This window comes from Bacteroidota bacterium (genome assembly GCA_005882315.1).
In the GTDB taxonomy this organism is placed as follows: Bacteria; Bacteroidota; Bacteroidia; order Chitinophagales; family Chitinophagaceae; genus VBAR01.
This window is the reverse complement of the sequence record VBAR01000001.1, coordinates 1,074,335-1,092,262: the sequence shown is the minus strand read 5'-3', so window position 1 is coordinate 1,092,262 and position 17,928 is coordinate 1,074,335. Positions and strand designations below refer to the sequence as shown.

Annotated in this window: 18 protein-coding genes; 16 read left to right on the top strand and 2 right to left on the bottom strand. The window is 37.6% G+C overall.

Annotation, left to right across the window (positions count from 1 at the left end; all coding sequences use genetic code 11):
* The first annotated feature begins 3 nt into the window (after window positions 1–3).
* The 12 genes from E6H07_04475 to E6H07_04420 all read left to right on the top strand — a co-directional run bounded on the left by E6H07_04475 (window position 4) and on the right by E6H07_04420 (window position 11,952).
* A complete protein-coding gene (locus E6H07_04475) occupies window positions 4–774 on the top strand; it encodes a hypothetical protein (GenBank protein ID TMI65183.1) in 771 nt (256 codons plus the stop codon).
* Between the two features lie 98 nt (window positions 775–872).
* Window positions 873–1,640: a hypothetical protein gene (locus E6H07_04470; protein TMI65182.1), complete on the top strand. Its 768-nt coding sequence runs from the start codon at window positions 873–875 to the stop codon at window positions 1,638–1,640.
* A 15-nt stretch (window positions 1,641–1,655) separates the two neighbouring features.
* Entirely contained in the window at window positions 1,656–2,405 is a 750-nt protein-coding gene (locus tag E6H07_04465) for a hypothetical protein (GenBank protein TMI65181.1), read from the top strand.
* 5 nt (window positions 2,406–2,410) lie between these two features.
* On the top strand, window positions 2,411–3,145 hold the full coding sequence (locus E6H07_04460) for a hypothetical protein (protein TMI65180.1): 735 nt from the start codon (window positions 2,411–2,413) through the stop codon (window positions 3,143–3,145).
* A gap of 6 nt (window positions 3,146–3,151) precedes the next feature.
* Entirely contained in the window at window positions 3,152–3,904 is a 753-nt protein-coding gene (locus E6H07_04455; GenBank protein TMI65179.1) for a hypothetical protein, read from the top strand.
* 6 nt (window positions 3,905–3,910) lie between these two features.
* Window positions 3,911–4,672: a hypothetical protein gene (locus E6H07_04450; GenBank protein ID TMI65178.1), complete on the top strand. Its 762-nt coding sequence runs from the start codon at window positions 3,911–3,913 to the stop codon at window positions 4,670–4,672.
* Window positions 4,673–4,683: 11 nt separating this feature from the next.
* Window positions 4,684–5,874, top strand: coding sequence for a DUF1624 domain-containing protein (locus E6H07_04445; protein TMI65177.1), 1,191 nt, complete (start codon window positions 4,684–4,686; stop codon window positions 5,872–5,874).
* A gap of 34 nt (window positions 5,875–5,908) precedes the next feature.
* A complete protein-coding gene (locus E6H07_04440) occupies window positions 5,909–7,399 on the top strand; it encodes a D-glutamate deacylase (GenBank protein ID TMI65176.1) in 1,491 nt (496 codons plus the stop codon).
* Between the two features lie 57 nt (window positions 7,400–7,456).
* Window positions 7,457–8,776, top strand: coding sequence for a Zn-dependent hydrolase (locus tag E6H07_04435; protein TMI65175.1), 1,320 nt, complete (start codon window positions 7,457–7,459; stop codon window positions 8,774–8,776).
* 4 nt (window positions 8,777–8,780) lie between these two features.
* Window positions 8,781–9,290 (top strand): lipocalin-like domain-containing protein, encoded by a 510-nt coding sequence (locus E6H07_04430; GenBank protein TMI65174.1) that lies wholly within the window; start codon window positions 8,781–8,783, stop codon window positions 9,288–9,290.
* A gap of 38 nt (window positions 9,291–9,328) precedes the next feature.
* Complete coding sequence (locus tag E6H07_04425; protein ID TMI65173.1) at window positions 9,329–10,486, top strand: P1 family peptidase; 1,158 nt, start codon at window positions 9,329–9,331, stop codon at window positions 10,484–10,486.
* Window positions 10,487–10,545: 59 nt separating this feature from the next.
* Window positions 10,546–11,952 carry a hypothetical protein gene (locus E6H07_04420; GenBank protein TMI65172.1) on the top strand — a complete coding sequence of 469 codons (1,407 nt, stop codon included), beginning with the start codon at window positions 10,546–10,548 and terminating at the stop codon, window positions 11,950–11,952.
* On the opposite strand, the gene E6H07_04415 is transcribed toward E6H07_04420, so the two are convergent.
* A complete protein-coding gene (locus E6H07_04415) occupies window positions 11,953–12,564 on the bottom strand; it encodes a hypothetical protein (GenBank protein TMI65171.1) in 612 nt (203 codons plus the stop codon). It abuts the gene before it with no gap.
* Complete coding sequence (locus tag E6H07_04410) at window positions 12,557–13,459, bottom strand: hypothetical protein (protein TMI65170.1); 903 nt, start codon at window positions 13,457–13,459, stop codon at window positions 12,557–12,559. Before E6H07_04410 ends, E6H07_04415 begins: the two co-directional genes overlap by 8 nt.
* A gap of 191 nt (window positions 13,460–13,650) precedes the next feature.
* Here E6H07_04410 and E6H07_04405 point away from each other — a divergent pair, with 191 nt between their 5' ends.
* From E6H07_04405 to E6H07_04390, 4 genes are read left to right on the top strand one after another with little or no spacing between them, the layout of a single operon-like run.
* Complete coding sequence (locus E6H07_04405) at window positions 13,651–15,153, top strand: YfcC family protein (protein TMI65169.1); 1,503 nt, start codon at window positions 13,651–13,653, stop codon at window positions 15,151–15,153.
* Between the two features lie 15 nt (window positions 15,154–15,168).
* The gene (locus tag E6H07_04400; GenBank protein ID TMI65168.1) at window positions 15,169–15,903 is read left to right on the top strand and encodes a hypothetical protein; all 735 of its coding nucleotides are present in this window, start codon (window positions 15,169–15,171) and stop codon (window positions 15,901–15,903) included.
* Window positions 15,904–15,912: 9 nt separating this feature from the next.
* Window positions 15,913–16,650: a hypothetical protein gene (locus tag E6H07_04395; protein ID TMI65167.1), complete on the top strand. Its 738-nt coding sequence runs from the start codon at window positions 15,913–15,915 to the stop codon at window positions 16,648–16,650.
* 4 nt (window positions 16,651–16,654) lie between these two features.
* Window positions 16,655–17,926: an amino acid permease gene (locus E6H07_04390; GenBank protein TMI65166.1), complete on the top strand. Its 1,272-nt coding sequence runs from the start codon at window positions 16,655–16,657 to the stop codon at window positions 17,924–17,926.
* Window positions 17,927–17,928 lie beyond the last annotated feature (2 nt).

Below are 17,928 nucleotides of genomic sequence, written 5' to 3'. Positions count from 1 at the left end.
TTTATGGAAGTACACCACCACCCTCACACTTCAAGAAAAAAATGGACGCATTATTTTTGGGAGTTTTTAATGTTATTTCTTGCTGTGTTCTGCGGTTTTTTGGCTGAAAACATACGGGAACATAAAATAGAACAGCACCGGGCAAAAGAATTTGCAAAATCATTAGTACAGGATCTGCAAAATGATACAGCCGCTATAACCACCGAAAAAAAATCTGCCCGTTTATATATTGAGGTAGTGGATAGTTTATTTCAACTCAGCAATGCACCTTTAGTAGGACGAAGAGCAGCTCAATTTTCTTTTTATACCCGCTTTACTTATTGGACCGTTCCTGTTTCCTGGAGCCGGAACACATTTGAGCAAATCAAAAACTCAGGTAGCCTGCGATATTTTAAAAATGGGCAGCTGTTAAAAAAACTGTTAGAATATGATGGCCTTGTAAATGATGTGAAATCGGAAGCTAATGCAAATGCCGCAAGAGGCAACATGCTGCTACCATTGATCAATTCGACCATTGAACCAGCACTTCACCATGAGTTCTCAAAATATTTCTTAGCCTCACTTGATACAATGTCTACTGAGACAAAGGAAATTCTCTTTTCTTATAAAACCGGGTCACTTGAAAATAAAAGGGAAAAAATAAATGAGCTATTGAATATGGTTGTTGTACAACAAAGAAACTTTCAATATCAAATAAATACACGGTGGCAACAAGCACAAGCACTTGCAACTGAACTGATAATTGATCTTAAAAAAGAATATCACCTGAAATAATAACAAAGTATGAGTTATGAATTAAGGATTATGAGTAAGGTTACAAAACATCCAACTGCTATTCATAATTCTAAACTCTGAATTCTAAATTAAAAAACATGGAAGTACATGCACACTCACATACTGCCCGGAAAAAATGGACACATTATTTCTGGGAATTTCTCATGTTGTTTCTTGCTGTGTTCTGCGGTTTTTATGCAGAGTACCAGCTTGAACATAAAATTGAAAAGGAAAGAGCAAAACAATTTTTGCAAAGCATGCTGGTGGATGTTCGTACTAATATCAAAAACCTCGATTCACTGCTTATCGGCGATCGCATCATCATTACCAATCATGATTCTCTTGTAACATGGCTGCTGGAAGACAGTGCTACTATCGACAGGGCTGCATTTGCCAGAAAAATGGGAGCCGTATGGGTACGGAATTTTTTGGTAAGAAAAGAAACATATGAGCAAATGAAATCATCCGGCTCGTTGCGCTATGTGGGTAATATTGAGTTCCTGAAAAAAACGATGGACTATGAACGCATCACCAATTTTGCTCAGTACCGCAACCAGGAGTTTGAAAAAAAATATTACACCGAACTTTTTATCCCTGCTTTGTATAAAAGCTATGATCTTACCTGCCAGATCAATCTTGATAGTAGCAACTATTCAAACCCGGCCCGGATGGAAAAAATTGCGGGGCATATTGATAAGCTAAGCGGAAATGATGCAGCTATTTTCAGACATGATATGGGTGCCGCACTTACACTGCGGCTGGAACGATTGAAAAGAAGCCTTGATGCATTTCGTGATGCACGGGCTGCTTGCGTAGAAATGCAAAAGCTAATTACTGAAAAATTGGGAATAGAACCCAATGAATAATTAATACAATTAATCATGGAAGTACATGCACATACTCATACACCAAGAAAAAAATGGACTCATTATTTCTGGGAATTTCTCATGTTGTTTCTTGCTGTGTTCTGCGGGTTCCTGGCAGAGAATCAACGGGAGCATATGGTAGAGCATAGGAAAGAAAAGCAATACCTATCTTCTTTGATCGCTGATTTGAAATATGACACGACGCAATTCAATTTAAGGGCCAGGCAGTTTGAAGAAAAGTTTCCATTCTTTGATTCACTGTTTATATTTTTTAATAACCCCAAACAATTCAATAACAAGCTGCCCTATAAATACTGGAAGCAAACGGAATTAATTTCCGCAACCTATATACCAGCCGAACCAACACTTCAGCAATTAAAATATTCCGGTAATTTCAGACTATTATCAAATAAAAAGGTATTAGACAGTATCCTCATCTATGAGAGTCATATTAATGGCAGCTATCTTGGGCAAACCAATTATGTGCTCGAATTCTATAAGCGACAGCTACAGTCAAAGGAAAAATACTTCGACAATACAAATTTCAATCGCTACCTGGATGACCGTTACCAGGGCAAAATAAACAGTTTAAATGATTATGACCTTACCTTACTAGTAACTGATGATGCGGCAATAAAAGAGCTATACAATCTTTATGTAACGGTTAAGTCCACCAATCTTTATTATATTGATCAGTTAAAAACAAGAAGAGATGAGGCTGGAAAGCTATTGGCACTTATTCAAAAAGAATACGATCTGAAATAAATTTTATGGAAGTACATGCACACTCACATACAGCAAGAAAAAAATGGACTCATTATTTCTGGGAGTTTCTCATGTTGTTTCTTGCTGTGTTCTGCGGTTTTTTAGCAGAGTATCAGTTAGAACATAAAATAGAAAGAGACCGGGAGGAAAAATTTATACAAACATTTATAGAAGATTTAAAAACAGATACTGCGGCCATTCGGCAAAATATCCTTTTCAGGCAAAATAAGATGAAAGCAATGGACTCGCTAACGCTTCTCTTAAACAGTCAGCAAATTAAAGGGCACGAAAATGACCTTTATTACCTTGGCAGAACCTTTGTGAGGGGTGTTAGGTTTCAAAGTAATGACAGAACCATTACACAATTAAAAAATTCAGGTTCTTTACGGTTGATCAGGAATGAACAGGCGGCAGACAGTATGATATCTTATCAGAAATTGGTGGAATATATATATTATAACCAGGAAGATGACCGTATTGAAAGAAGAGAGGCAGATCCTTTATTATCCCATATTTTTTATCCTTCTGTTTTTGACAAAATGGTAAGCATTGATGGTATAAACAGACCGGTTGATAATCCACCGTTAAGGTCATACGATAAAAACCTTCACTTTGATCTGGCCTATTATGTTCATCAGCTCAAAGGCAGCAATTTTATGATTGAAGTGAGACTGAAACTACTCAATGAAAAAGCAAAAAACACAATTGAGTTTTTAAAAAAAGAATACCACCTGAAATAAAAACTTATGGAAGTACACCACCATGCACATACTGCAAGAAAAAAATGGACCCATTATTTCTGGGAGTTTCTAATGTTGTTCCTGGCCGTGTTCTGCGGATTTTTAGCGGAGAATCAACGGGAGCATTTTGTAGAGCATCAACGTGAAGAAGTGTTAATGAAAAGTATGGTTAATGACTTACGGGCTGATTCCATTTCTTTTTCACAGATGATCTATGGCATTAAACAATTCAACTTGCAAATTGATTCATTAATTCCTCTTTTAACTAATAGCAGCGAAATGGATAATGGAGCATTGGAGATCTATAAACACCAGGTATGGACAAGCCTTTACTATAAGGCGGTCTATTCCGATAGAACCATTGAGCAATTAAAAAATTCGGGAAATTTTCGCTTGATCAGGAACGCCGTAGTTTCAGATGATATTATAAAGTATGACGGATTTGTAAGAAATTTTGTGATTAGTATGCAGGACATGGGATTATTGGATCAGTGGAAAAGAATGGATGCTGCAGGCGCAGATATTTTTAAAGCTGTTGTATTCAAAGATTGGATGAAAGAAAAATTTAAAATCGAAGCGGTAAGATTACCCGAGCGGCCTTATTTTCTATCAACGGATAAAAAACAGATCGATAACTATATCAACCTGCTGCATAAGTATTCCGCAATGAATTCATGGTTTTTACAAAATGCAGAAACAGCTGTTACAATGGCGGGTCGCCTTTATTCATTGATCAATAAAGAATATCACATAAAATAAAGTTTCATGGAAGTACATGCACATTCACATTCTCATGGAAAGAAAAACTGGAAAAACTATTTCTGGGAGTTTTTGATGTTATTCCTCGCCGTATTCTGTGGTTTTCTTGCTGAGAACCAGCGGGAACATTATGTGGAACACCAGCGGGAAAAGCAATTTATAAAAACTCTTCTTCATGACCTGGCAAATGATACGGTGAATTTTAACCGGTCAATTTCAACATTCAAATCAAACATTGAACGATTTGATTCGCTGAAAGCCTCGGTCAAAAACCCGCAAACACAGGAGGATATCTTAAATGCGTATAAAGCATCAACTCTTCCCCAAAGTTTCAGCAGCTTTAATTACAGTGATCGTACAATAGAACAATTAAAGAGTGCCGGAAATTTCCGGCTCATACGAAATTCAGCAGTGTCTGACGCAGTGATCGAATATGACCGTTATATCCGTAATACTTATATAGGAACTGAAAAAATACTGTCCGGCCAGTGTATCGGTCTTTTGGAAAAACAAAATGAGATCTTTGATTATGATCTCTGTAATTATTTTCTTAGTAAAAGCTGGCAGCAACGCCAGGCGATCACAGTGGATTCTCTTACACAGCAACCCAAACTGCTTACAGGTAATGAACAAAAATTGCAACAATATTATAATTCATTAGGCATGTGGCGGACCTGGTGCAGCCGGCTGGTATCTCATTCAAATTTTGCAAAAAAAGATGCAATAGGATTAATGAACCTGGTAAAAAAAGAATATCACCTGAAATAAAAACCATCACTATGCAACAGCCCTTACTTCAAAATCAAAAAAGAATTGAATCCATTGATCTTCTTCGCGGATTGGTGATGATCATTATGGCGCTGGATCATGTCCGTGATTTTTTTCATATAGGAGCAATGACAGATGATCCGCTGAATTTAATGACCACAACGCCAGAGCTATATTTTACAAGATGGATCACACATTTTTGTGCACCCGTTTTTGTTTTCCTGACCGGCACATCAGCTTATTTACAGGCGGCTCGTAAATCAAAAAAAGAACTGAGTTTGTTTTTGATCAAACGTGGGCTTTGGCTCATCATTGCTGAAATTATTATTATCAACCTTATTTTTTCATTTGATATAACCTTTTCGCAAATTGCGCTGACTGTTATCTGGGCTATTGGTATCAGCATGGTTATTCTTGGTTTATTGATCTGGTTGCCATTTAAACTGATATTAGCAATTGGCTTAGTGATTGTGCTCGGGCATAACTCGCTTGATTTTTATGAACGGGCAAACCCCGGTCCTCATAATTTTATGTACAACCTGCTTCATAGTTTTGGGTTTCATCCATTATGGGGCAAACATGCACTGTTAGTGATGTATCCTTTCCTTCCGTGGACAGGGCTGATGATACTGGGTTATTGTTTGGGTAAAGTATTACGAAGTAGTGATGAAGCCTACCGGAAAAGATTTTTAATAATAACCGGTTTGTCGGCAATTGCGTTATTTATTATTCTTCGTTTTATTAATGTCTATGGAAACCCGCTTCCCTGGTCAGAACAGAGAACTCCGTTCTATTCATTTCTTTCTTTTATTAATACACATAAATATCCGCCCTCATTATTATATATGTGCATGACGATTGGCCCGGCATTATTATTTATAGCCTTATGGGGAAATATACAGAATGGATTTAGCCGGGTTGTTTCAGTATATGGAAGGGTGCCATTCTTTTATTATATCCTGCATTTCTTTTTGATCCACATATTCGCCACTATTGTATTTTTTATACGAGGCCACGCATTTTCGGAAGGAGTAAGCGATCCCAGTGCTTTTGCCAATTTTACAAAAGCAGGAGAGGGTTTTTCATTGGGTGTTACATATCTTATATGGCTCGGCCTTGTAATAATGCTGTATCCAATATGTAAATGGTATGACAGGTATAAAATGAATCACAAAGAAAAATGGTGGTTGAGTTATTTGTAAAAAACAAAACACGCATTTTAAATATATAATATAAATGAGAACCCTGTTTGCCAGAGTAGTAATTGCATTGTCGGCAATGTTATTTTGCCATAACGCAAATACACAATCAAACATAGAATATGATATTGTATTAACTGGTGGCCGGGTTATTGACCCGGAAACAAAACTGGATGCAATAAGAAATGTGGGCATTACTGGCAATCGCATTGCACAAATTTCATTGGAGCCCCTGAAAGGAAAAGAAACTATTAATGTAAGCGGGTTGGTGGTTGCCCCCGGCTTTATCGATATGCATGTACATGGCAGAACTAACCAAGAGCAGGAATATGAAATGCATGATGGAGTAACAACAGCTTTGGAACTTGAATGGGGCGTTGAGTATTTAGATAAATGGTATGCTTCACGCAAAGGGAAAGCATTAATTAATTATGGCGCCAGCGTATCCTGGCCCTTTGAAAGGTTTCGTGCTATTGGCGAATTTAAAAAAGAAGAAGACGAGCTGATCCTTTCAATGCAAAACGGGCAATCCGGGTTTGAAAATTTATTGAATAAAGTAAAACCGGCAAGCAATATTAGTTTGTCGCAATCACAACTTGATAAAACAATAGAGAACATAAAACAAACTTTATCCAACGGAGGCATTGGTATTGGCATGCCACTGGGTTATGTGCCTGGTTCAAAACCAGATGAAGTATTTCGTATGTTTCAGTTGGCTGGATCAATTCAGGCATTGGTATATACACATGTGCGGGAAGGAGGATTTATGGCGGTGCAGGCAGTAATTGCTGATGCAATACTTACGAATGCACCGTTGCATATTGTGCATATTAATAGTTCTACATTAAGTAATATTTATTTAGGCATTGAAATGGTGCAAGCTGCACAGCAGAAAGGATATAATATTACTACAGAGCTTTATCCTTATCCTGCAGCATCCACTCTTTTACAAAGCCCTGTTTTTGATGAAGGCTGGCAAAAAAGATTAGGTATCAGCTATGAAGATCTAATGTGGATCGCAACGGGTGAACGGCTCACTAAAGAAACTTTTGAAAGCTACCGGAAAGCAGGAGGTATTGTTATCATTTATAACATGAAACCCGAATGGATACAAGCGGGTATTGCTGCTAAAGGAACGATCATCGGCTCCGATGGAATGCCTTACGCAAAGCTGGGACATCCCAGAATGGCAGGGACTTTTTCAAGAGTGCTGGGTAAATATGTACGGGAAGAAAAAGTAATTGATCTCTCAACTGCTATTGAGAAAATGACATTGCTTCCTGCACAACGATTAGAAGGCATTGCACCAATGATGCGTTTCAAAGGAAGAATTCAGGTCGGTGCTAATGCAGACATTACAATATTCAATCCCGACACCATTATAGATAAAGCAACATTTGAGAAAGGATTGGAGTTTTCTGCAGGCGTTGAGTATGTAATGGTGAATGGAATTTTTGTTTTAAGAAATGGCAAAACAGTAAACAATATTTTTCCGGGACAACCGGTGTATGGGAAGTTTAAAAAGTAAAATGTTTTGTACAGTAGCCTGCCCGAATTGACAACGATACTAAAACAGAATTAATTTATGCAACGCAGAACCTTTGTTAAAAAATCATCACTCACCGTTATCGGCATGGGTGTGTTTGGCTCATTACTTTCCAACAATAAAAAAGCAGTAGCTGGTATAAGTGTGAACGGTCAGCGCATTGAAAGCCGGATTTTTGAACTGGCAAAATTTGGCCGGGATGAAAAAGGGCATGGTTACAGGGTTGCTTATACAAAAGGTGACATCGAAGGAAGGGCCTGGTTTATGGAGCTCATGAAAAAAGCGGGGCTTGACCCAACTATTGATGCAGCAGGAAACATCATCGGCAAACGCAAAGGAAAAAATCCATCACTTAAACCCATTGGCTTCGGTTCGCATATTGATATGGTACCCGATGGGGGTAATTATGATGGAACGCTGGGTTCTATCAGTGCATTGGAAGTAATAGAGATACTGAATGAGAACAACGTTATTACCGAACATCCTTTAGAACTAATCATTTTTGGCAATGAAGAAGGTGGCACCATTGGCAGTAAGGCTATGACCGGTAGCTTAACCAAAGAAGGGTTGCAGCAAATAAGCCAGAGTGGATTAACACTGGCAGAAGGAATTAAAGCTATTGGTGGCAACCCCGACAATATTCAATCCTGCCTCCGGAAAAAAGGAGATATCCATGCATGGGTTGAATTACATATTGAACAGGGCGGTATTTTAGAAAAAGAAAAAATACAGATCGGTGTGGTGGAAGGTATTGTAGGAATTGTACATTGGGAAGCAACAGTAGAGGGGTTTGCCAACCATGCAGGATCTACTCCTATGAACATGCGGCAGGATGCGTTACTAGCCGCATCAAAATTTATCCTTGCTGTAAACGAAGTCATCAACAGCGTAAAAGGCTACCAGGTAGGTACTGTTGGAAAAATTGCTGTGCTGCCCGGTGCTTACAATGTTATTCCCGGTAAAGTAGTATTGGGTTTGGAGATTCGTGATTTGAATGCTGATAAAATTGAAATGCTGTTCAAAGAAATGGAAAAGAGGGCAGCAACTATTGCAAAAGATTTTAAAACAACCATCAGTTTTGTTCGTCAGCCAAATGAATCTAAACCTGCATTAACCAATAAAGCATTGCAGCAAACTATCAACACATCAGCAAAAGCTTTGGGCTTTTCAACAAAGTTTATGCAAAGCGGTGCCGGTCATGATTCACAACATATAGCGTCGATAGCACCTGCAGCCATGATATTTATTCCCAGTGTGGGCGGTATCAGTCATTCACCCAAAGAATTTTCAACTCCAACAGATATGGCCAATGGAGCAAATGTATTGTTACAAACTATTTTGAAATTGGATAAGGAATAAAACCATGAAAAAAACAACTGCATTTTTCTTACTCCTGCTTCTACATTCCTGTATTTATGCACAGATAACAGGAAGTAAAAAAAATAGGGAGAATAAAAAAACGCCAACCAATCCCTTAGCAGGCACCTGGCGATTAGTTGAATTTACAGACCTGGATACGCTTACCGGTAAATGGATCTATCGTTATGGAAAAAATCCAAGAGGTTATTTCACATACACCAAAGCCCATATTCTCAATCTGAATATTTCTACAGATGCTCCATTGAAAATTTCGGAAGATTCTGCAAAAAAATTAAATGTCAACCTGTTTGATAATATTGAATACGTTTCTTTTGGATATTTTGGAACATATTCCCTTGATCTTGAAAAATCGATAGTAACACATCATGTAACAGGTGGCGGTATTCCATGGTATATAGACACGGACCAGCCGCGGCCTTTTACTCTCAAAGGCGATACACTGATAATAAGTAACCATAAAACAACAAAACGGGTGCTGGTGAGGGTAGATTAGTTTGACTGATCGATTAATTGAATTTTAAAATAAGTACAATGAAAAAATTATCGCTACTCGTTTTATTACTCCTCATTCAAATTTTAATTCATGCACAAAAACCCCGTGCAAGAGATATCGGAATTCCTTTTGACGGCACACCAGGAAAGTTCAATGCTATTACTGATGTAAAAGGTGTTGAAGTTGGATATAGCACGATCATTTCAGGGGAAGGAAAAAATATAAGAGGAAAAGGCCCGGTACGTACAGGTGTTACTGCTATTTTGCCAAGAGGCGGAAACAACAATCCTGTTTATGCAAACTGGTACACTTTAAATGGAAATGGTGAAATGACCGGAACAACATGGTTAACTGAATCCGGATTTTTAGAAGGCCCCGTTATGATCACCAATACCAATAGTGTAGGCACAGTAAGAGATGCTGTATTAAAATGGTACGTGAAAAAAGGTTGGTATAAAGAGGACTTCTGGTACACTTATCCTCTTGTTGCAGAAACTTATGATGGTTTCCTAAATGATATTTATGGTTTTCATGTAAAAGAAAGTAACGCTTTTGAGGCTTTAGACAGTGCAAAGAGTGGTTTCATTAAAGAAGGAAATGTAGGAGGAGGCACCGGTATGATGTGTTTAGGATTTAAAGGTGGTTCCGGTACTTCATCAAGAGTTATAAAAATAAGAGATTCGATATATACACTGGGTGTGTTTGTGCAATCCAATTTCGGCAGAAAAAGAAATCTCACTATTGCCGGCGTGCCAGTTGGTAAAGAATTAATAGATACTTTAAATAATGAATTCAAAGCACCTCCATCTTACCAGGCTGGTGATGGATCTATCATAGTAGTAGTTGCCACCGATGCGCCATTATTACCACACCAGTTAAAAAGAGTTGTGCAACGGGTTTCATTAGGCATCGGGCTGGTTGGCGGACAGGGAACAAATGGTTCGGGAGATATTTTTATTGCTTTTTCTACTGCTAATCCAACTGCTTTTCAACGGGCAAATTTTACAAAAGTTGAATCATTACCCAATGACGAGATCAATCCTTTGTTTGAGGCAACCATACAGGCAACGGAAGAAGCTATTATCAATGCGATGGTAGCGGCGGAAACAATGGAAGGAATTAATGGCAACAAATCGTATGCATTGCCGCATAAACTAGTGATTGATGTGCTGAAGAAATATAACCGGGTGAAATAAACAAGGATTCCTTTTTTGTAAAATTTTACAAAAATGGAATTGAACAAACTGATTGATTTATGAGAAAACTAATAATCCTCTTTTGCTTTGTTGCCAGTATACAAGTTGCTTTTGCACAAAATAAATATGCAGATAGTTTAAAAACTGTTTTAGCTAATACCACCAACCCTCTTGAGGGATTTAATCTGCTTACAAAAATTTTAGAAAATCAAAGCTTTATCCGTGGCGGCAATATAGATTCTGCTGAATGTGTCCGGTTACTTCAGATAGCACAGCAATTGAAGAATGATTCACTGCTTGCCGCCAGTTATAACTGGATCGGTTCTTACTTCTCTTTTACAAAAGGCGATAACGCTACTGCGTTAGAATATTATTTTAAAGCCCTTCCATTGGCAGAGAAAGCAAATAACAAACGAAGAATTAGTTCATTAGATTTTGATATTTCCTTAGCTTATTATGCCCTTCAAAATAATAAAGCGGCGGTTCAATATGTACGCAAGGGAGGCGATGACTTACCTGATAAATCACACCCCTTGTATGATTTTATGCTGTTACAATATCAACGTGGCATGGCAACCTGGTATTTATCGGCAAAGCAGCCGGATTCTGCATTATATTTTTCCCAGGCTTTCTATGAGACCAGCCGCAGAGTAAACAGCATTGCTCAACGGTTTAATGCACTGGCATCAATTGCAGACGCCTATACATTGTCAGATGAAAATGAACTTGCAGATGTTTATATCAAAAAGGTAATTGCAATTTCTGATTCTGTTAAAATGATTCCTATAAAATTGAAGTTTAGCAATTATTATATTCCCGCTTTGTTAAGTAAAGGGAACATACCAGAAGCCATGGTGCAGGCAAAACAGTTGTTCACTCTTGGAGAATCAAATAGCAACAACAATGTGAAACTGGCCGCTGCAGGGTTTATGCGGCGGATTTTTGACTCGTTGCATAATAAAGACAGCGCTTATTATTACTCAAGAATGGAAGCAAGCATTAATGCGCAGATCTTCAGCCAGAACAATATCAACAAAATTCAGTCGCTTGCTTTTAATGAGCAGATAAGATTGATAGAAGAAGAAGCAAAAAAAACAGAAGAGGAACAAAGGCGCAAACAAAATATTCAATACGCCTTATTGGCCCTGGGTATCATAAGTTTTATCATTTTGTTTTTAATGCTTAGCCGCCGCCATATTACTAATACAAAACTCATTCAGTTTCTCGGCGTTGTGGCTTTATTATTAGTATTTGAGTTTTTAAACTTATTGCTTCATCCTTTTTTAGAAAGCATTACTCATCATTCTCCTGTCTTGATGTTACTGGCACTCGTTTGTATTGCTGCATTATTGGTGCCGTTGCATCATAAATTAGAAAAATGGGCTACACATAAATTAGTGGAGAAAAATAAACAGATACGGTTAGCCAGTGCTAAGAAAACAATTGAGGAACTGGAGAAAAAATAATCATCTGAATTTTTCAGAAATAGTATAACACACTTTATCATTTATCCGCCAGAACACTTCACCGCTGACCTTTCTTAACTTTTTGAGCTTTTTTTTCTCCAGTAGCCTCCCCTCTTCATCATAATATTGCGGCTGCTCATAAAAATGAAAGAGGTAATATTTTCTTTTTTGTAACAGTGGAAAAAGACTAAACTGTTTTACAGGGGCAGACATAAAAATCAGCAACTTTTTTCTCCCATCAGTATAATAATCCAGCGTATTGATCCAGGAACAACCAATGGATCGCATATTTTGTATCAGCTGTTGTGTAAGGGTTGTATCATACCCGTACTTCAATAATGAATCATTTATTCTTTTTTCACCGTACTCAAACTCATAGATATAGCGTACAGTATCTGTTTTCATTTCGATGGAGAGATCATTATAATCCAGATCATAGAAAGCAATAGCAATCGGTTTTTGTTCTGTTATTTTACCATATTGCTTTTCTATTTCATGCATCGTCGTCCGGTGCTGCTCATAGTATTCTTTCGGATAAGTTTTAGAAACCGTACAGGAAACAAAACTTATCGAAGCGATAAGAAAAATAAAAATATCGTTCTGTCTATTCATCTGTTTTCTCCTTATACATAACCCATGAAACACCATAGATGATGTGTTTTAAGGTACCTGGCGAAACCTCTTTTAGTGTCTTATAACCTCCGTCCCAGTATTTAATAACAACACGATTATCGTCATAATTTATTTCAGTAAGTGCCACATAATGGGTAGGTATTCTTTTTTTTACCCGGTTATGATTTTTCTTTCGAAGCAATGCATTATTCAGGTACATATACACTTCGCCACCTGCTAGTTTTTCTTTTAAAAAACCCGGCAGATCTTTAATGCTAGGCCTGATAATATCGGAACCTTTCGAACTTACCTTATACTTGCAGAGTTTGCGAAGCATCTTGTTGAATTTAGCAAGATTAGTTGAAGCCCACATTGTATTCTCATCTCCCTTGCTATAACGCTGATTAAAAAAATTAAGATAACCTTTAAAGCGATGCGCTAAACTCAAAAACCAAACCTGGTCAGCAGGATTAATATCGAGGTCGCCCTGGTAAGTCATAAGCCCGGCCTCTTTTTTTATTGTTTCGGAAGGAGCCAGTTTTATATTCCTATAATAGGCTTCACCATTTCTGTACAAACTCAACATACATTCAGCATATCGTAGTGGTTCATTTTTTAAGCAAGTATAAGTTACTGCACCATAACCGCAGAAATTGGTGCTTTTTCCTGTACTAATTTTTAGCGGATACCTGATATTACGTTTCAGGTTATCTAAAAAATCTTTGGGTGTGATATTGGGCCAATGTACACTCTGCTGCATAGTATCGGCCGCAAGGATTACTAATAATGCCCTTATTCGTTCGGGGTCATTCCCAGTTTGTGCCGGTACTCTTTTCTTCTGTGCAGAAGATGCAAGGGTTATTAAAAGAAATAAAACAAAAAGCCATTGCTTCATAGATTCCGGTTGATATACGAAAATAACATAATCTGGTTTTCTTAACGTACATTCATTTCTTTATCGTTTTTATACTAACTGCTGTATCCCGGGAACACTACCAATTTATCCGCCACCCATTTTAGTTTAATCATTTCTGTATGGCTGAAAAATACGGATAAGCAGCAACACAAGCTCACCGAACTAATACTATGCCGAATAAAAAATCTTTTCCGGGTCCTATTCCCATATTAATGATTGTAATTGTTCTTGCTGCTATTGCAACATGGCTTTTGCCTGCCGGGCAATACAATAAGATATCAGTTGGCAATGGTCAGTCTTTTGTTGTGACGATGCCATCCGGAGAGACAACACTTCCGCTTACGCAGAAAACATTAGATAGTTTAAGCATACGCATATCACTTCAAAAATTTATTGATGGTGATATACGAAAACCGGTTTCAATACCAGGCAGTTTTACCAAGCAAGAGAGGAATGGTCAAGGATTTATAAACGTTTTACAAGCGCCGATCAAAGGAATTTATGACAGCATCGATATTATTCTGTTCGTACTGATCATCGGTGGTTTCATGTATGTATTTAATGAAACCGGGGCCATGGTAAAAGGTATCACCTGGCTTTCTTATACGATGAAAGGAAAAGAGTCATTACTAATTATAATTTTAACCGCCCTGCTTTCTTTTTTCGCTGCATCCTATGGCATGGCCGAGGAAGCCCTGGTTTTTTATCCCATACTCGTTCCACTTTTTTTAGCAGCAGGTTATGATGTGCTGGTTCCTCTTGCCATCATTTTTGGTGGAACATCGCTGGGTTGTATTGCTGCTTTTTCAAATCCTTTCTCCACCATCATTGCATCTAATGCTGCTGGTATAAACTGGCTGGATGGGCTTACTGCACGATTAATACTCTGGGTAATTATTACCGGGCTGTTTGTATGGTATATATTAAGGTATGCAGCAAAAGTAAAAAAAGATCCATCCGCCTCGCTGGTATTAAAAATGGATGGCGTTGTAAAACCACCCTATGATATAAATGTGAATACTGCAACAACAGTACCAGTGCTGGAATTAAAAACAAAACTATTGCTGCTGATCTACATACTCACATTTCTTACCATGATTGGTGGCGTAGTGTTTTTAAAATGGTGGGCACTGGAAATGGCAACCTTGTTCCTGGGTTCATCCATACTAATCGCAGTTATAACCCGGATGAATGAAAAAACATTTACTCATGAATTTATTAAAGGCGCAGAAAGCTTACTCTCTGTGGCATTTATTATTGGTGTTGCAAGAGGTGTTACTATTGTTTTAAATGAAGGGCATATTAGCGACTCTATACTTTTTTATACAGCTAACGCTGTGCAGGGAATTCAGCCTGCATTGTTTATACTATTGTTGCTGGTCTTCTATTTTTTCTTCTCGCTGTTTATACAATCCAGTTCAGGTATGGCGGTGTTAACAATACCGATCATTGGCGGGCTGGCTTTGATCGTAAATATACCGGGCCGGGAAATTGTAAATGCATACATGTATGGAATGTGTATCATGTCTTTTATTGCACCAACTGGTTTAATACTGCCATCACTGGCCTTAGTAAATGTGAGTTATAAAGCATGGCTGAAGTTCATCACGCCGCTGCTGGTAATGCTCACTATAGTTTGTGCCCTTGCTTTGATAATTGGTATTTATATTTAAGCGTAAATTAAAATTATGGAAGTACATAGCCACACTCATACTCCAAGAAAAAAATGGACTCATTATTTCTGGGAGTTTCTTATGTTATTCCTTGCTGTTTTCTGTGGATTTTTAGCTGAATACAAGTTAGAACATGTGATAGAGCATCAGCGGGAACAAAAATATGTTGAATCGCTGATCCAGGATCTGGAAACAGATACCGCTCATCTTGAGTCCTATATTAATTTAAGAAAGGGAAAAAGGATCATGATGGATTCATTAGTACTATTGTTAAGTACTGATATGCACAAACAATTCGGAAATGAGACTTATTTTTTTGCCCGGCATGTTTATAATTCTCCTCCATTTATAAGTACAGATGGAACGATGCAACAATTAAAAAATGCCGGTAATCTCCGATTAATAAAAAATGAAAATATTATCAATAACATATTGGCATACGATGCATCCGTTAAAGAATTGAGAGAGTGGGATGAATCTGATACGAGAATAAGAACCACTTTTCGGGAAATAGGGGGATCAGTTTTTAATGCTAATGAACTTTACAAAGTTATAGACTCCAATTTTAAATTTGTAAGACCCACCACTAACCCGCAATTAATAACAGAGAACCCTATAACAATTAATAATGTTGCCTTCCAGGTACAATACATATCATTAAGTAGTTTGGGAAACACACAAAGAGGAAAGGCATTAAAAGAAAAAGCAGAAAAGCTGATCGAATTACTTAAACAACAATATCACCTTTAATATATTTAAATGGAAGTACATGCCCACACACATACTCCAAGAAAAAAATGGACGCATTATTTCTGGGAATTTTTAATGTTATTCCTTGCTGTGTTCTGTGGTTTCCTGGCAGAGTATCAATTGGAACATAAAATAGAAAAGGATAAAGAGAAGCAATACATTCATGGCCTGCTGGAAGATCTGCATGAAGATACTGGTACACTCTCTGAAACTATTAACGAATTTGACGGCCACCTTAAAAGGAATGATACGCTTATTAAACTATTAACAAGTGATGCTATAAAAGAACACGGCAGTGATTTATACTACCTTGGCCGCAGGGCTTCACGCAGTGTGCGGCTGGCATTGCATGATTTTACCATACAGCAAATGAAAAGCTCCGGTGGTTTCAGGCTCATCAGGAATCAAAAAGTTTCCAAAGCAATTATTGAATATTATAACCGTACCGTTTTTATTGATTATTTGAATGGTATCGAATCAAATGAATCTGATGAATACCGGAAAATGGCGATCGATATTTTTCATCCCGTCACATTTAATGGTATTGTAAATCCTGACAACACTATTGCAAGACCGGAGAATAATCCCCCGTTATTAACTTATGATTCCAAAACGTTATTACGCCTGGCAGGTATGGTTTCTTACATCCGGAATACAAAACAAGGATTGATGAAAGCAGAAATCGAAATGAAAATGGCTGCAATTGAATTGATTCAACTGATCAAAGCGGAATATCATCTTAACTAACAACATGCTCAACCGCGGAATACAAAAATGGGATTTAGTTCTGATGACAATTAACAGCATTATCGGCGCCGGTATTTTTGGACTGCCATCAAAAATACTTCCATCATCAGGAGTGTATAGTGTCGCCGCATTTTTTGCATGCGCCGCTGTTGTACTCATTTTTATTTTATGTTTTGCAGAAGTAAGCAGTCGGTTTGATAAAACAGGCGGGCCCTATATTTATACATTGGCATCCTTCGGAAGATTTCCAGCTTTTTTGTTGGGTTGGTTATTACTGCTGTCAAGAATTTTTACTTATGCTACATTAATAAATCTTGTTCCAACTTATCTCTCATTTTTTTCGCCGCAACTCAGCGAGCCTTATGTAAGAGTTGCAATTATGCTGGCGATAACAACCGGTATTTTTTATGTGAATCATATTGGTGTAAAAAACCTGGCAGCAGTCAGTAATTTTTTTACAGTTTCAAAACTGTTGCCACTTGCAGTTTTTATCATTGTTGGTTTATTTTATCTGCAGCCTTCGCTATTTACTGTTAAACACACACCAACATTAGATGAATTTTCCAATTCAGTTTTATTGCTTGTGTTTGCATTCGGCGGGTTTGAAACAGTACTCATTACATCCGGTGAAATAAAAAACCCGGCAAAGACATTGCCATTCGCATTATTAACAGCAACCGCAGTGGTTGCATTTTTTTATATATTGATACAAGTGGTGAGTATGGGTACATTGCCAACACTTGCATCATCAAGCAAACCTTTAGCTGATGCGGCTGTTGGTTTTATGGGAAATGGAGGCGGGTTATTAATAACGATTGGGGCTGTTGTTTCTATTCTTGGAACTTTAATGGTGATTATTCTTGGTGGTTCACGAATGCCTTTTGCATTGAGTGAAGAAAAACAGTTTCCTGCATTATTCTCTTATGTGCACCCAACATATAAAACACCTACATCGTCCATACTTGCTGTGTCGGTTGTTGCATTTGCTGTAGCTGTTTCATGGACATTTATTTCTGCGTTAACGATCTCTGCTATCATACGGGTTACTTATTATCTAGTTGGTTGTGCATCATTAATTCAGTTACGAAGAGTGATGAAAGATCAAACCGGTTTTTATAAAGTACCGTATGGGAATATCATTGCAGCGGTTGGCATTCTGCTTTCTTTATGGTTGTTGTCAACGGCAAAAACAAGTGAGCTGCGTAATGCATTAATTTTTTTATTGGCCGGGGCATTCATTTATTTACTTCAGCTTTATTTTATCAAAAGAAAATAACG

What these genes read in the sequence shown, in the direction of transcription:
- E6H07_04475 (TMI65183.1), top strand. Translation starts at nt 4, where the DNA reads ATGGAAGTACACCACCACCCTCACACTTCAAGAAAAAAATGGACGCAT.
- E6H07_04470 (TMI65182.1), top strand. Translation starts at nt 873, where the DNA reads ATGGAAGTACATGCACACTCACATACTGCCCGGAAAAAATGGACACAT.
- E6H07_04465 (TMI65181.1), top strand. Translation starts at nt 1,656, where the DNA reads ATGGAAGTACATGCACATACTCATACACCAAGAAAAAAATGGACTCAT.
- E6H07_04460 (TMI65180.1), top strand. Translation starts at nt 2,411, where the DNA reads ATGGAAGTACATGCACACTCACATACAGCAAGAAAAAAATGGACTCAT.
- E6H07_04455 (TMI65179.1), top strand. Translation starts at nt 3,152, where the DNA reads ATGGAAGTACACCACCATGCACATACTGCAAGAAAAAAATGGACCCAT.
- E6H07_04450 (TMI65178.1), top strand. Translation starts at nt 3,911, where the DNA reads ATGGAAGTACATGCACATTCACATTCTCATGGAAAGAAAAACTGGAAA.
- E6H07_04445 (TMI65177.1), top strand. Translation starts at nt 4,684, where the DNA reads ATGCAACAGCCCTTACTTCAAAATCAAAAAAGAATTGAATCCATTGAT.
- E6H07_04440 (TMI65176.1), top strand. Translation starts at nt 5,909, where the DNA reads ATGAGAACCCTGTTTGCCAGAGTAGTAATTGCATTGTCGGCAATGTTA.
- E6H07_04435 (TMI65175.1), top strand. Translation starts at nt 7,457, where the DNA reads ATGCAACGCAGAACCTTTGTTAAAAAATCATCACTCACCGTTATCGGC.
- E6H07_04430 (TMI65174.1), top strand. Translation starts at nt 8,781, where the DNA reads ATGAAAAAAACAACTGCATTTTTCTTACTCCTGCTTCTACATTCCTGT.
- E6H07_04425 (TMI65173.1), top strand. Translation starts at nt 9,329, where the DNA reads ATGAAAAAATTATCGCTACTCGTTTTATTACTCCTCATTCAAATTTTA.
- E6H07_04420 (TMI65172.1), top strand. Translation starts at nt 10,546, where the DNA reads ATGAGAAAACTAATAATCCTCTTTTGCTTTGTTGCCAGTATACAAGTT.
- E6H07_04415 (TMI65171.1), bottom strand. Translation starts at nt 12,564, where the DNA reads ATGAATAGACAGAACGATATTTTTATTTTTCTTATCGCTTCGATAAGT.
- E6H07_04410 (TMI65170.1), bottom strand. Translation starts at nt 13,459, where the DNA reads ATGAAGCAATGGCTTTTTGTTTTATTTCTTTTAATAACCCTTGCATCT.
- E6H07_04405 (TMI65169.1), top strand. Translation starts at nt 13,651, where the DNA reads ATGCCGAATAAAAAATCTTTTCCGGGTCCTATTCCCATATTAATGATT.
- E6H07_04400 (TMI65168.1), top strand. Translation starts at nt 15,169, where the DNA reads ATGGAAGTACATAGCCACACTCATACTCCAAGAAAAAAATGGACTCAT.
- E6H07_04395 (TMI65167.1), top strand. Translation starts at nt 15,913, where the DNA reads ATGGAAGTACATGCCCACACACATACTCCAAGAAAAAAATGGACGCAT.
- E6H07_04390 (TMI65166.1), top strand. Translation starts at nt 16,655, where the DNA reads ATGCTCAACCGCGGAATACAAAAATGGGATTTAGTTCTGATGACAATT.